Genomic DNA, 13,378 nt, shown 5'->3' with positions numbered 1-13,378 from the left:
GGTTTGCAGCCAAGCGAGTCGAGTGGGACCGTCGGACACGGTCGAGCGGGACGGCAGGAACGGTCGAGCCGGACGGTGGGAAACGGTCGAGCGGGACGGTGGGAAACACAGGTCGCGCACCCGATACCGTCCGTCGGTGTAGGCCCAGAGCCGGTGACCGGGTAGCGTGCCTATCTCAGCCATCCCGCAGAATGGATGGCAGAGGTGCGCCCGAGTGCGATCGGACGCGGACGTCGATGCGGCCCACAGGTCCGCTCCGTCCGTTCCACCGCCTTCAGGCCCGCGCACCCGTGAGACGGCGTAGGAGAGAAGCGATACCTGTGAGCGCAGCGACCACGCGAAGCCGCACCCCCGACCGCCTGTGCGCCGAGGCCGTCGACCTCGCCCGCGCCGCAGCCGAGGAGGCCGCCGCGCCAGGCGTCGTCGGCGAGCACGCGGGCATGATCGCCGAGGGCGACCGCGTCGTCACGCACTTCTTCGAGTGCAAGGAACTCGGCTACCGAGGCTGGCGCTGGGCCGCCACGGTGGCCCGCGCGTCCCGCGCCAAGATCGTGACGCTGGACGAGGTCGTCCTCCTCCCCGGCCCCGACGCCCTCCTCGCCCCCGAGTGGGTGCCGTGGAGCGAACGCCTCCGCCCCGGCGACATGGGCCCCGGCGACCTGCTGCCCACCGACGCCGAGGACCTCCGCCTCGAACCCGGCTACGCCGGCGTGGAAGAACCGCCGGTGAACTCCCCGGTCTCCGAGGAGATGGCGGAACTGGCGGAAGCCGAGGACGCCGAGGTCACCCCCGGCGCCCCCGCAGCGCAGCCGGTGACCCCCGCCCGCGGCACGATCGCCGCGGTGGCGGAGGAACTCGGGATGCGCCGCGCCCGCGTCCTGTCCCGCTACGGCCTCCACATCGCCGCCGACCGCTGGGACGAGGCCTTCGGCGCCCAGACCCCCATGGCCCAGGCGGCCCCCGCCTCCTGCGCGAGCTGCGGCTTCCTGGTTCCCATGGGTGGCTCCCTCGGCCAGGCCTTCGGTGTCTGCGCCAACGAGTTCTCCCCGGCCGACGGCCGCGTCGTCTCCCTCTCCTACGGCTGCGGCGGCCACTCCGAGGCCGCGGTCATGCCCAAGCCGCCGCAGCCGGCACCGCCGGTCATCGACGAGACGAAGGTCGACCCGTTCCCGCTCCGCCCGGCGGCGGACTCCGGGTCGGTACCGGTGCTGGGGGACGAGGAGACGGCGGAACTGGGGCACTCTTAGCGCCGCCGACCGCGGCGGGCCGCCTGCGCGTGCGGGCGGCTCCTGCTCACTCGCGAACTGTCTTCATGGCTTCGTCCAGGACGGTGCTGAGGCTGCGCAGAGCTTCCTGGGCGACAGCCGGATCCGGGTGTTCCAGATCGTTCTTCGCCCGGGTGTAGCGGGCGGACAGATCGGGCCGACGGGCGATCTCGATGTCCCTGGCCCAGATCAGGACCCAGCTCTGTACCGGGCTCAGAGACTGCCACTCGACCGCCTTGGCAAAGGCTTCGTCTTTCTTGGCCTGCATTTCGTCCAGGCGACCCGGGGCGACGACGGCGAGGGCGGCCCGGAGAGCCTCGGGGGTGAGCTCCGGCCGGGGGATCAGCTCGTGCCCGTGGTCTTGTAGAGCGGCAGGTTCTCCGTCGAGATCGTCCAGTCGGCGATGGTGACGTCCTCGCCGTACACGAAATCCTTGCGCGTGGCGTACCGCGGCCCGTCAGGAGTGGAGTGGATGTCGGTGAGGACGGCGCCGGTGCCGGTGCGGGGATCGAAGACCGCGTAGACGGGGATGCCGATGAGCGGGTAGTCGCGCATCTTGTCCTCCCAGTCGTTCTCCGGGTTGGACCGTGAGACGACCTCGACGGCGGCGATCACCGTACGGGGATCGAAGGAACCGGGAACATCCATGTCCGCCAGGGCGATCACCATCACGTCGGGGCGGCGCATGATGCCTTCTGCCTCGTCCTCGACGTCGGGTTCCCCCGTGTGGGCCACGATCTCTTCCGGCATGATCTTCTCGAGCCGTTTCCGCAGGTGCAGAGTGGTCAGCTCATGCGGGCCGATCGGCGCCATCATGTCGTGGACGATCCCTTTCTTGGTGATCTCGAATTTGCCCGGAATGGTGTCGTCCATGGACTGAACGAGGTCCCGCATGGCCCGGTAGACGTGGTCCGATGCGATGGTCATGGCGCTCGCTCCTCGTCGTACGTGCCCCGGGGCAAGGATCGTCACGTTCATGCTAGGCGGCCCCCGAGGAATCGGATCGGCAGTCACGGCAGCGACCGCCGGGCGTTGGGGAGCGGAAGCCGCGGTCGCAGCCGTCGCAGTTCTCCATGGGGTACCGGACGGTCGGCGGCGGCTCCGGAGCGCGGAACGGGGGCGGTGGGGGCAACTGGGCGGCGAGCCGGTGCGCCAGGAGGGCGGCCGGGCGGCGTACCCCCTCGGGCGGCAGGTCGGCGGTCAGGGCGCGGCGTACGACGCCGGGGCTGACGTCGCGCTCCAGCCAGGCGGCGACACCCGGGGCCAGGTGGGCCGTGTCGCAGGCGGAGAGGAGCAGCCGGGAGTCGTGGGTGCGGAGGTCCGCGAGGAGGTCGACGGCGGCCTGGAGGAGCGCGGGCGCCGGGAAGGCCGGACTCGGGACGGGCGGGAGGGGCTTGCGGGGCGTCCGCTTCTTCGGGGCGGCAGCCGGGCGCTCGGACTCCGGACACGCGCCCTCACCCTCGCGACGCCGTCCGGGCTGGTTGCAGGAGATCGTCCGGGTGACGATACGGCCGCCGGGGACGCGCTCACGGACGCGGCGCAGGTAGCCGTGGGTCTCCAGCTCGCGCAGCGCGGAGGCGATCCGCTCGCGCCCTTCCGGGAAGCGCTCGGCGAGAGTCCTGATGTCCACGCGGGCGCCGGCCGGGAGCGACTGGATGTGCACGCCGAGCCCGATGGCGAGCCCCGAGAGCTCCGGGTGCTGGGCGAGGTGGTTGCCGATCACCGTGAACCGGGTGGTGTGGCGGGTGTGGTCGTGGATCAGTCCACCGGAGTGGTGCCCGGACCGCCGGTTCGGGTGTTTGTTGCCGCCAACCCGGGACTGGGCGTGCGGGGGCGCGCTAGGGTTCTGGGTACCCATCGGGAAGCTCCTACTTCCTCGGTGGTCAGGCCCTCGCACTGGGATCGCTAGTCCCGGCGGGGGCCGTCGCATGTCTGCGGTTGTGCGTCGTGCCGTGTCGCGCTGAGCGTAGGACAGGGAACCGGTCCGGAATCCAGCCGAGTTGGCGATGTTCACCCGCGGGAGTGAGTTTGCGCGGCGGGCGGGAGGGGTGGGGCTTGGACGGGTTCTTTCTCCCTCGAGTTCTTTGACTGGGGACCGCCTGCGGCACCGCAGCCCGAACGGGCGGGCTCCGGCCGTGAGCAGCGCAGTTCGGCCCAGACGGTCTTGCGCGGGAAGTACTCTTCGACCACTCCCCAGCGGTCCGCGAGCGCGTCCACGAGGAGCAGCCCCCGGCCGGACTCGGCGTCGGCGGAGGGCGGTTGCACCTCGGGGAGTCGCTCACCGCGGGTGTCCGTCACCTCGATACGGATGATGTCGCCGCCGACCACGCACAGCGACAGGCGGAAGTCCCGCCCAGGCACACGGCCGTGCGTCGCCGCGTTGGCCGCCAGCTCGGCCACGATGAGGCTCGCGCTCTCCGTCGGCAGCCCCCAGCGGCGCAGTTGCTCGTCGGCGAGCAGACGAGCCAGACGGGCGCCTCGCGGCGTGGACGACAGCAGCACGCTGAAGTTCGCGGTGGTTTTCTGATTCACGTCACTCAGAGTGGCCGGTCACGCCTACCGTGGTGGGTGACGGGACGGTTGCGTACGGTGACTGTCCGGAGCTTGTCCGGTGCTGTCTTGCCTGTACGCACGGTTGGTACGAGCAGGACGGCACGGTACGACGGAGGGGCGCGCGGATGTCGGTGGACGGCGAGGCGGTACGGCTCAGGGACGAGGCGGACGAGCCGGGGTGGGAGGTGGACCCCGACGACGAGTGGGGTGTCGCCGTCATCACCACGGTGGGGCGGCAGTTGAAACTGCGGCGCGAGGCCGTGGGGATGCGGGCCGCCGAGTTCGGCAAGGCCGTGGGCTATGGCGAGGACATGGTCTACAAGATCGAGGGCGGGAAGCGGATCCCCCGCGAGGACTACCTGAACACGGCAGACGAGGTGCTGCGAGCCGGCGGGCTCATCGCGGCGACGTGGGAGGACGTGAAGAAGGTCCGGTACCCGAAGAAGGTCCGGGAACTGGGGAAGCTGGAGGCCAAGGCGGTCGAGATCGGGGTGTACGAGTGCAACAGTGTCCATGGGCTGTTGCAGACACCGGAGCACGCCCGCGCCTTGATGGAGGCGGCGCAACCGCCGTACTCCCCGGATGACGTGGAACGTATGGTGGCCGCTCGTCTCGCGCGACAGTCGGTCTTCGAACGTGACCCCGCCCCGTCGATCCACTTCGTGCTGGAAGAAGCACCGCTGCGCCGACGGGTCGGCGGCACAATGGTCTGGCGACGGCAGCTCGAACGCCTGCTGGAGGTGGGGCAATTGAACAGCGTCAACTTGCAGGTCATGCCGACGAACACTGATGCCCACCCAGGAGTCGACGGCAAGATCGAGTTGCTGAAGTTCCCGGACGGTACGGCAGTGGGGCGCTCCGACGGAGCGTTCAACGGGCGGCCTGTCGCCGATCCGAAGTACCTTCGCATCCTTGAGCTGCGGTATGGCACGATCCGGGCGCAGGCTCTCCCACCGAGGGAGTCACTGGCCTTTATCGAACAACTGCTGGGGGAAACATGATCCGCAAGGCCTCTGCCGGAGACGCCTCCGAGCTGGCATGGTTCAAGAGCAGCTACAGCAGCGGAACAGACGGCAACTCCTGCGTCGAGCTTGCCGTCACCCCCGGCACCATCCACGTCCGCGACTCCAAGAACACCGCAGGCCCCCGGCTCGCGTTCACCCCGGACACTTGGACGCGCTTCGTCCCGTACGCGTCCGAGAACTGATCGCACTCGCCTGACTGGCCAGGGAGTCGCTGACCTTTATCGAGTAACTGCTGGGGGAAACATGATCCGCAAGGCCTCTGCCGGAGACGCCTCCGAGCTGGCATGGTTCAAGAGCAGCTACAGCAGCGGCACAGACGGCAACTCCTGCGTCGAGCTTGCCGTCACCCCCGGCACCGTCCACGTCCGCGACTCCAAGAACACCGCAGGCCCCCGGCTCGCGTTCACCCAGGACACGTGGGCGCGCTTCGTGCCGTACGTCTCCGAGGACTGATCGCAGGGACGTGTACGGAAGCGTCGACGGGCCCGACGAGGTGGTGTCCAGGTCTGGCCCGTCCCTTCGCGGCTAGAGGTCGAGCTGGTGCTGGTGGGTCGTGTGCGTGGGGGTGTAGCCGAGGCTGTCGTTGATCCGCCTCATGTGGGTGTTGCTCTCGGCGATGTCGGTCAGGAGGCCACCGAGGTCCGGATAGCGCCCATGGGCATGTCTGATCGACTCGGCCTTCATCCATCGGCCGAGGCCGCGTCCACGGTGCTCGGGCAGCACGCCCGTGCCGTAGTGCTGGCCGTCGCCCGTGCCGTCGCCGGGGACGACGAGTTCGGTGAACCCGGCGATCGAGCCGGTGGAGGCGTCGACGGCGGCGACGGTGTGCAAGTGGTCGCCGCGCTGTTCGACGGCCTTCGCCGCGGCCCGCACGCGGTTCACGTCCCAGGTGACGGTGCCGTAGTCGGTGTCGTCCATGGGCATGTCGTCCATGGCGCGCCGTGAGGCGGCGAAGGTCTCGGCGAGGTCGTCGGGAACGGTTCCCCGCCATGACGCCAGCCGGTAGCCGGGGTGCGGACGCTCGATGATCTCGGCGAGGAGGCTGGTGTCCACATCGGGCAGGGCCAAGCGGGCGTACCTCAGGGTGAGGACCTTGCGGAAACCGCGAGCCGCCAGGAAGTGATCGCCGGGCGACGCGGCCTCTGCCTGGGCGATGACGCAGCGTCGGGCATGGTCCCGGGCGGCGGTAACGGCGGCGTCCAGGAGCCGGGAGCCGACGAGCTTGCGTCGCTCCGCGGGATGGACGCCGAGGGTCAGTTCGGCCAGGTGATCCTGTCCATGATCGGTGAACAGCCGCAGAAAGGCCGACCCGAGAGGAATGGAATCGGCGTCGGACGCCAGCCATGCGAGGCGCCGGCTGTGCGGTCCGTGAGCGGGGTCGGTCAGTGAGGTGATGTGAAGCGACAAGATGTCTCCGTCGTGAGGAGGCGGCGAAGGTCAGTACGCGGGCTCGACTGCTCGGCACTCCTGCGCATGTGCTCCACACCTCCTCGTCGACAGAACCGGCCGGGACGACGCGGACGGCTCGAAGAATCTAGTTGGCCCATCGCTTCCCGATCAAAGGGTTATCGAAGCGCTCATGTGATGCTCGTCCGGGCTGGTCCCGCCCCGGCTGGTGTTCAGGGCACGAGACCTTATCCACGCCTATGCCCAGATGTCTTCGTCATCGACAGGGGTGGGTTCTCGGTTGTAGGCGAGATCCAGAACGTAGCGTTCGGTGACGGGGCAGTTGTCCCAAGCCTCAATCAACGAGCCCTCGGGGGCATCATCGGTGATCCCGTCGAGGGTGCTGTCGTAGTAGTCGGAGACAGCCTGTCGGTTGGCCCACCAGGCGTGGCCTTCGTAGACGCCGGGGCGCGGCAGGGTCATCTCGCCTGCAGGGCCGAGGCCTAGTTGGTTGACGACGAGGATGCCGGTCTCGGATTCGATGGCGATGTCAATGTGGCCTTCGGCGTCGGCGGGCGGAGTGGGCGGGTTGTCCCAGATGCGGATGGTCACCTCGACGTCGATGTCCGGCTGGAGGCTGCGCAGGTACAGGTGGTAGCCGTTGCCAGCTACCACCTGCCTACGGGCGGCTGCCATGGCGTCGTCGTCGCCGAGGTACGCGTCTGCGTCATAGACCTCTACGACGCGGCGGCCCGGGGTGGCCTCGCAGGTGTACTCGGCAAGGAGCGCCATGGTGGGAGTGCCTTCCTGCTAGTTGGTGATCTTCACGTAGAAGGCGTCGCCGTCCAGGATCCGGTTGAGGGTATACATCTGGTCGAGCTTGCGGCCGCCAGCCTCATTGTCGTCGCCCTCGATCAGGCGGACGGAGAACCGGTTGTCTCCCTTGGTGGACCCTTCTTTGGTGGAGGCGAACGGGTACTCGTCACACTGAAGGTCGGTGCCCTTGTAGTCGCCCCATACCTTTTCGCATTCCTTGATCGAGCGGTCGCGGTTCTTCTTCTGCTTTTCCTTGTCGATCAGCCGGTGCAGAGGTTCCTTCGCTCCCGGCACAGACTTCCCGGCCCAGGAGGGGAAGGTGCGCTCGGGCCGGTTGAGGGCGTCATAGATGTGCAGGGCACTCTCGTTCACGGCTGGATCCTTCTGGCTCATGACGAGTTCGACCCTGGCGGTGGTGAAGACGGTGCCCTTGTGCTTGCCTGCCGGCTTTCCGGCGTAGTCGTAGCGGACGTTGGAGTGGTAGTTGTCGACCCCTCCGGTGAATGGGGCGGCGTTGGGAGAGCTGACGGTCAGGTCCATGACCACGGTGGACTGCACACGCTGCTGGTTGCCCTGATCGAACAGGGGGCCCTTGTCCGGAGAGGTGTAGGTGAGCGACCACTGCGGCGTGCGGTCCCACTCGCCGAGCAGCTCGTCGCGTTCCTTGGTCTGCGGCTCGGTCACCTGGGGGTCCGGGTCGCTGCTGGATACGTCGATGTCGGAGCGGAAATGCTGGCCGATGCGCCATTTGGTGGCGTCTTCGGTGGGCAGGGGCTGGACGCGTATGTTTTCGACGCTGGCGACGTAGTCGACGCGGCGGCTGCCGTCGTAGGAGAAGCCGAGGATCCACTGGTCGAACCAGAGACGGCCGATGGAGGTCGTGCCTCGGGTGTCGCGCAGGATCAGGTCGTAGGGGCGTTTCTGGCAGCTTTCGAAGCGGGATTTGGTCCAGCCGGCGACTGTCTTGGCCTGGGCCGCGTGGCTGGCGCACTGTTGCCTGAGGTCCTGGTCGGGGGGAGTCGGATTGCCGGCCGTCGGCCGGGGAGTGCTGCTCGAGCCGTGCTTGCGCAGGTAGTCGGCGAACGGGATGGGCTGGTCGAACCCACGCAGCTGCTCTGCGGGAACAGAGGCGGCTGTGACGAACTGGGTCGGCCCCGTGCTCGAGCCGTGTGCGCGCAGGTAGTCGGCGAACGGCATGGGCTGGTCGAACCCGCGGAGCTGCTCTGCGGGAACGGAAGCGGCGTCGACGAACATGACCGAGCCCTTGCCCGCTTCATTTGCGGTCGGGGCTGGGTGGGCTGCTGTGGTGACTGTGGTGAGCAGGGCCAGGGCGGTGGCTGTGATGGCACCGCGGGTCAGACGGGCCAGAGTGCTACGGGTGTTCACCGGGAGGCTCCTTGCGTGCGAGCGAGGGCGAGGGGGCGTCCGCAGATGCGGGTGGCGGCGTTCATGAGGCGTCGCACAGGTCGCCCCAGCAGGCCTCCAGGAGTTCGCCGGTGCGTGCGGAGTAGCGGGCGGTGAAGCCGTCGAAGCGCTGGTCGGTCGGCTGCAGCCCGGGAGTGGAGTGGGTGGAGGTCACCGTCCATACGGCCGCACTGCTGCCACCGGCAACCGGGCGGTTGATCGGTCGCCCGGTCGGCAAGGCCGGAGGATCGACGGCAAGTGCGTCGGCGGGGACGTCGAAGGCGGCAGCCGCTTGATCGCGGATGTCGGCGGCCGACACCTCCGCGTCGGTCGTGCTGTCGTCGGTGTTGCCGTCGGCAGGCAGAGCGGCTGCGTTGCAGACCCGCACGGTGGTGACGCACTCGGCCAGGCCGGGCACGCTGGTCAGACAGGTGTCGGGGTCGTTGTCCATGCAGGCTTGCAGGGCCTGCTGGTCCACTCCGTTGAACGTGCCGGGCCGGTCGGTGCTCGCGACGGCCGGTGAAGGAAGGGCGGCGGTCTGCCGACGGGGTTTGCTCACCGTCCACTGGGTGAAGGTCGTACTGTCGGCGAGCTTGGTGGTGAAGCAGTTCGGAGGCTTGTCCCTGGTGCTGCACGCGGGGAGCGTGACGGACTTGGCCACGTTGCGTGTGGCCACCTTTTCCCAGACCTGGTTGCCGGTCATGTACTGCATGCGGTCCGCGACCGGCGGAACGTCGACGTACTTGGGGCCGGTCACCTCGAGCCCGACGTCGATGCGGTTGGTGGCACCGCCGATCACCTTGAGCTGGCTGGTGGTGGAACCGACCTTGTTGAAGTCGTACAGAACGTCCCACTGGTTGCCGTGGTCCTGGCGCACCGTCATGTAGGTGTGATTGCGCTTGTCCGGCTTGCTCGGGTTGACCCCGGCCGTGATGACCTTCGTGTGGCCGCCACTGGTGGTCAGCTCCGACCAGCGCGGCCCGTAGCTGTGGGTGGTCCTCCCGGTCTTCTTGGCGTACAGCCCGATCTCGATGTTGGGCGCCACTGGGCTGTCCGAGGTGTTCGGAGTTACTCGCAGGTAGTTGGCCGCCTGCACGGTTGCGGAGCCGGTGTCCGTTTGATCGAAGGTGATCGGCACGTTCCGCCAGGTGGCGAAGCCGCCGATCATCGGTTGGCCCGGCTCGCTGCAGGTCATCGCCCAGAAGGTGATGCGGGCGCTGTACAGGATGCTGCACACGTCGCTGGGCGGGTTGGCACTGGCGGGCGGGGCGACACCGACAACGGTGAGTGTGGCCGCTCCGGCGCATGCCAGGGCCAGGAGTCTCGCGCGTGAACGCGACAAGGTTCCCCCTAGGAACAGTCAAGAGTGGTCACAGGGGAACCTATATTCGAATTACCCGAACTTTGTTGACGTCAGGGGAAGTTGACTCGAACACACGCCATGACCTAGGCCACACCGACGTACTGCGGGGGCGCGACCGGCGACCGCTTCGTCAACCGGCGGGCCATGGCCGTACTGCGCGCGAACAGCCTCGCGCGCACGGGCCAGGGGACCGTTTACGCGTGAGCCGAGAGTGCCCGACGCGGAAACACGGCCGGTGACCAGGCGCACCACGGATGTGCACGCGCTGTCGCGCGCCCGCTGCGGGCCGCGAGGGGGGTACAGAGCACGCCACCCCCGGCGAGCGGTACCTTCGTCACCACGGCGACGATGAAGAGGTGAACGTGAGCATGTTCGTCCGGCCCGCGACCGAGGGCGCCGACCCCTTCGGTACCGCCCGTCTCCGGCGCGGGGTCATCGACGCCTGGGCCACCAGTCCCGCCCGGTTCCGGGAGGACGCCAACGCCGAGGAGGACCTGGTCCTCGGCGGGTACCGGGACCGTCTCGTCGTCGAGCTGGCGCAGAACGCCGCCGACGCCGCCGCCCGCGCCCACGTGCCCGGCCGTCTCCGTCTCACCCTCCGCGACGGTGTCCTGGTCGCCGCGAACACCGGCGCCCCCCTGGACGCGGCCGGCGTCGAGTCGCTCTCCACCCTCCGTGCCTCCGCCAAACGCGAGGGCGACGAGGGCCGGGCCACCGTCGGCCGCTTCGGTGTGGGCTTCGCCGCCGTACTGGCCGTCACCGACGAACCCGCGGTCGTGGGCCGGCACGGCGGCATCCGCTGGTCCCTCCCCGAGGCCCGGGAACTCGCCGCCGACACCGCCCGGCACAGCCCCGGCCTGGGCGACGAGATCCGCCGCCGCGACGGACACGTACCGCTGCTGCGCCTGCCGTTCCCCGCCGAGGGCTCCGCCCCGGACCCGTACGACACGGTCGTCATCCTCCCGCTGCGCGACACGGCCGCCACCGACCTCGCCGAACGCCTCCTGCACGCCGTCGACGACGCTCTCCTCCTCGCCCTGCCCGGCCTGGAGGAAGTCGTCGTCGAGGTCAATGACGACGCGCCCCGCACCCTGCGCCGCCGCACCGAGGGCGCCCACACGGTCATCACCGACTCCCGCGACGGCACGACCCGCTGGCGCACGGTCTCCGCGCACGGTCCGCTCACCCCGGACCTGCTCGCGGACCGCCCGGTCGAGGAGCGGCTGCGCCCGCACTGGTCGGTCACCTGGGCCGTGCCCGACCCCGACGGCACCCCCGCCCGCCCCCGCACCACCCCCGTCGTGCACGCCCCCACCCCCAGTGACGAGCCCCTCGGCGTCCCCGCCCTGCTCATCGCCTCCTTCCCGCTGGACACCACCCGCCGGCACGCGGCCCCCGGCCCGCTCACCGACTTCCTGGTGCAGCGCGCGGCGGACGCCTACGCCGGACTCCTCGCCGACTGGCGGCCGGTGACCGAGGGCATCATCGACCTCGTGCCCGGCCCGCTCGGCAAGGGCGAACTCGACGGTGCCCTGCGCCAGGCGATCCTGGCCCGTCTCCCGCGTACGGCCTTCCTGCCCCCGGCCGTCCCCCCGAAGCCCCAGGCGGACGAGGAGATCCCCGAAGCCGGCGACCTGCCCGAGGTCCTGCGTCCCCGCGACGCGGAGATCGCCGAGGGTGCCGGCGCCGACACCGTCCGGGTCCTCGCCGAGGTCCTGCCCACGCTGCTGCCCGCCGGCCTGGAACGCCGTGTGGAGCTGCGCACGCTCGGCGTGGCCCGGCTGCCGCTCGCCGACGCCGTCGACCGGCTGGCCGGTCTGGAGAAGAGCCCCGACTGGTGGTGGCGGCTCTACGACAGCCTCGCCGGCGTCGACCCCGACCGGCTCTCCGGGCTGCCGGTCCCCCTGGCCGACGGCCGGACGACCATCGGCCCCCGCCAGGTCCTGCTGCCCACCCCGGACGCCGCCGCCATCGACCCGGAGGTGCTCGCCCGGCTCGGCCTGAAGGTCGCCCACCCGGACGCCGCGCACCCGCTCCTGGAGAAGCTCGGCGCCCTGCCCGCGACCCCGCGTGCCGTCTTGACCACCCCGCAGGTGCGGGCCGCCGTCGCCGCCTCCCTGGACGACGACGGCGCCGTGGCCTGGGAGGAGGACGCCCTCGACGCCGAGGAACTCGCCGACACCGTCCTCGCCCTGGTCCGCGACGCGGGCCTCGAACCGGGGGACGAGCCCTGGCTGGGCGCCCTCGCCCTGCCCGACGAGGACGGCGAACTCGCGCCCGCAGGGGAGCTCGTCTTCCCCGGCAGCCCCTTCGCCCAGGTCATCCGCGAGGACGAACTCCCCGCTGTGACAGCCGAGTTGGCCGAGAAGTGGGGCGAGCAGCCGCTGGCCGCCTGTGGCGTGCTCGCCGACTTCGCCCTCGTACGGGCCGCGGACGTCGTCCTCGACCCGGACGAACTCGAGCCCCGCGAGGGCGACTTCGCCGAACCGGACGACGCGGGACTGCTGGACGCCGTCGACGTGTGGTGCGAGGACATCCTCGACCGCTTCCCCGACACCCCCGTGCCCCCGGTCGCCACCGAACTCGTCGCCGTCCGCGACCTCGACCTCGTCGACGACGACCACTGGCCGCAGGCCCTCGCCCTGCTGGCCCGCCCGCCGCTGCGCGACGCGCTCACCCAGCCGGTGCGCATCCTGCTTCCGGACGGCACCCACGAGGTCGTACGGCCGTACACCGCGTGGTGGCTGCGCGGACACCCGGTCCTCGACGGCCGTCGCCCGGCGGGTCTCCTCGCCGCCGGCGGCGACCCGCTCCTGCACGGCCTGTACGACCAGGCCGACGCCACCGGCTTCGAGGACGAGCAGGTCCTCAAGGCCCTCGGGGTGCGCACCTCCGTCGCCGCCCTGCTCGACGAACCGGGCGGCGCCGCCGAACTCCTCGACCGCCTCGCCGACCCGGAGCGCCCGGTCACGCCGGCCCAACTGCACGGCCTGTACAGCGCGCTGGCCGACCTCGACCCCGAGCAGGTGACCCTGCCGGACGAGCTGAGGGCCGTCGTGGACGGGCGGGTGACGGTGGTGGACGCCGCGGAAGCCGTCGTCGTCGACTCACCCGACCTGCTGCCGTTCACCTCCGGGGTGCCGCTGCTGCCGGTGCGCCCCGCCCGGGCCGCGGAGTTGGCCGAGCTGTTCCAGGTGCGGCGGCTGAGCGAGTCCGTGACGGGGACGGTGGACTCGGAGGGCGCCGAACACGACGTACCGGAGCCGGTGCACGTGCTGCTGGGCCCGCGCACCCCCGACACCTACGTCGAGCACGACGAACTCGTGGTCGACGGCGTGGAGATCGACTGGCGCCTGACCGACGACGGCGTCCTGCACGCCGCCACCCTCGAAGGCGTCGCCGCGGGGCTGGCCTGGGCGGCGGGCCAGTGGCCCCGTCGGTTCGAGGTGGCGGCACTGCTGGAGGACCCGTCGCGGACGGAGGAACTGGCCCGGGACCGCTGGTTCGACTGACCAAGAGGGCGAAGTCGGCCCCGAGGTTCCCAAGTCCCTCACTTTTCCTTCAAC

General features: G+C 70.3%; 13 protein-coding genes. 5 read left to right on the top strand and 8 right to left on the bottom strand.

What is annotated here, in order from left to right:
* Positions 1-320 precede the first annotated feature (320 nt).
* Complete coding sequence (locus ACFY0F_RS35885; RefSeq protein WP_388804202.1) at positions 321-1,247, top strand: DUF3027 domain-containing protein; 927 nt, start codon at positions 321-323, stop codon at positions 1,245-1,247.
* Between the two features lie 46 nt (positions 1,248-1,293).
* Here the strand turns inward: ACFY0F_RS35885 and ACFY0F_RS35880 are convergent, their stop codons facing one another.
* The 4 genes from ACFY0F_RS35880 to ACFY0F_RS35865 form a co-directional block, all read right to left on the bottom strand.
* The gene (locus tag ACFY0F_RS35880) at positions 1,294-1,533 is read right to left on the bottom strand and encodes a hypothetical protein (RefSeq protein ID WP_388804200.1); all 240 of its coding nucleotides are present in this window, start codon (positions 1,531-1,533) and stop codon (positions 1,294-1,296) included.
* 74 nt (positions 1,534-1,607) lie between these two features.
* Complete coding sequence (locus ACFY0F_RS35875; RefSeq protein WP_388804197.1) at positions 1,608-2,192, bottom strand: Uma2 family endonuclease; 585 nt, start codon at positions 2,190-2,192, stop codon at positions 1,608-1,610.
* A 52-nt stretch (positions 2,193-2,244) separates the two neighbouring features.
* Positions 2,245-3,123 (bottom strand): helix-turn-helix domain-containing protein, encoded by an 879-nt coding sequence (locus tag ACFY0F_RS35870; protein ID WP_388804194.1) that lies wholly within the window; start codon positions 3,121-3,123, stop codon positions 2,245-2,247.
* A gap of 152 nt (positions 3,124-3,275) precedes the next feature.
* Positions 3,276-3,797 (bottom strand): ATP-binding protein, encoded by a 522-nt coding sequence (locus ACFY0F_RS35865; RefSeq protein WP_388804191.1) that lies wholly within the window; start codon positions 3,795-3,797, stop codon positions 3,276-3,278.
* Between the two features lie 146 nt (positions 3,798-3,943).
* Here ACFY0F_RS35865 and ACFY0F_RS35860 point away from each other — a divergent pair, with 146 nt between their 5' ends.
* The 3 genes from ACFY0F_RS35860 to ACFY0F_RS35850 all read left to right on the top strand — a co-directional run bounded on the left by ACFY0F_RS35860 (position 3,944) and on the right by ACFY0F_RS35850 (position 5,296).
* The gene (locus ACFY0F_RS35860) at positions 3,944-4,819 is read left to right on the top strand and encodes a helix-turn-helix domain-containing protein (protein ID WP_388804188.1); all 876 of its coding nucleotides are present in this window, start codon (positions 3,944-3,946) and stop codon (positions 4,817-4,819) included.
* The gene (locus ACFY0F_RS35855; RefSeq protein ID WP_388804185.1) at positions 4,816-5,025 is read left to right on the top strand and encodes a DUF397 domain-containing protein; all 210 of its coding nucleotides are present in this window, start codon (positions 4,816-4,818) and stop codon (positions 5,023-5,025) included. Before ACFY0F_RS35860 ends, ACFY0F_RS35855 begins: the two co-directional genes overlap by 4 nt.
* Before the next feature lie 61 nt (positions 5,026-5,086).
* Positions 5,087-5,296 (top strand): DUF397 domain-containing protein, encoded by a 210-nt coding sequence (locus tag ACFY0F_RS35850; RefSeq protein ID WP_388804183.1) that lies wholly within the window; start codon positions 5,087-5,089, stop codon positions 5,294-5,296.
* A 72-nt stretch (positions 5,297-5,368) separates the two neighbouring features.
* On the opposite strand, the gene ACFY0F_RS35845 is transcribed toward ACFY0F_RS35850, so the two are convergent.
* From ACFY0F_RS35845 to ACFY0F_RS35830, 4 genes are all read right to left on the bottom strand, one after another.
* Entirely contained in the window at positions 5,369-6,250 is an 882-nt protein-coding gene (locus ACFY0F_RS35845) for a GNAT family N-acetyltransferase (protein ID WP_388804180.1), read from the bottom strand.
* A gap of 237 nt (positions 6,251-6,487) precedes the next feature.
* On the bottom strand, positions 6,488-7,021 hold the full coding sequence (locus tag ACFY0F_RS35840) for a hypothetical protein (protein WP_388804177.1): 534 nt from the start codon (positions 7,019-7,021) through the stop codon (positions 6,488-6,490).
* Positions 7,022-7,039: 18 nt separating this feature from the next.
* Positions 7,040-8,431: a NucA/NucB deoxyribonuclease domain-containing protein gene (locus tag ACFY0F_RS35835; protein ID WP_388804174.1), complete on the bottom strand. Its 1,392-nt coding sequence runs from the start codon at positions 8,429-8,431 to the stop codon at positions 7,040-7,042.
* Positions 8,432-8,492: 61 nt separating this feature from the next.
* On the bottom strand, positions 8,493-9,791 hold the full coding sequence (locus ACFY0F_RS35830) for a hypothetical protein (protein ID WP_388804171.1): 1,299 nt from the start codon (positions 9,789-9,791) through the stop codon (positions 8,493-8,495).
* A gap of 383 nt (positions 9,792-10,174) precedes the next feature.
* Between ACFY0F_RS35830 and ACFY0F_RS35825 the strand changes: the two genes are divergently transcribed.
* Positions 10,175-13,324, top strand: coding sequence for a sacsin N-terminal ATP-binding-like domain-containing protein (locus ACFY0F_RS35825; RefSeq protein WP_388804168.1), 3,150 nt, complete (start codon positions 10,175-10,177; stop codon positions 13,322-13,324).
* Positions 13,325-13,378 lie beyond the last annotated feature (54 nt).

Origin of the sequence: Streptomyces sp. NPDC001544 (genome assembly GCF_042894285.1) — a bacterium.
Lineage (GTDB): Bacteria > Actinomycetota > Actinomycetes > Streptomycetales > Streptomycetaceae > Streptomyces.
Note: the sequence above shows the minus strand (reverse complement) of the source record. Positions and strands in the feature narration are given on the sequence as shown.

Excerpts from the sequence above, each read along its gene's own strand:
- ACFY0F_RS35875 (WP_388804197.1), bottom strand. The coding sequence starts at position 2,192 with ATGACCATCGCATCGGACCACGTCTACCGGGCCATGCGGGACCTCGTT.
- ACFY0F_RS35850 (WP_388804183.1), top strand. The coding sequence starts at position 5,087 with ATGATCCGCAAGGCCTCTGCCGGAGACGCCTCCGAGCTGGCATGGTTC.
- ACFY0F_RS35860 (WP_388804188.1), top strand. The coding sequence starts at position 3,944 with ATGTCGGTGGACGGCGAGGCGGTACGGCTCAGGGACGAGGCGGACGAG.
- ACFY0F_RS35870 (WP_388804194.1), bottom strand. The coding sequence starts at position 3,123 with ATGGGTACCCAGAACCCTAGCGCGCCCCCGCACGCCCAGTCCCGGGTT.
- ACFY0F_RS35840 (WP_388804177.1), bottom strand. The coding sequence starts at position 7,021 with ATGGCGCTCCTTGCCGAGTACACCTGCGAGGCCACCCCGGGCCGCCGC.
- ACFY0F_RS35855 (WP_388804185.1), top strand. The coding sequence starts at position 4,816 with ATGATCCGCAAGGCCTCTGCCGGAGACGCCTCCGAGCTGGCATGGTTC.
- ACFY0F_RS35880 (WP_388804200.1), bottom strand. The coding sequence starts at position 1,533 with ATGCAGGCCAAGAAAGACGAAGCCTTTGCCAAGGCGGTCGAGTGGCAG.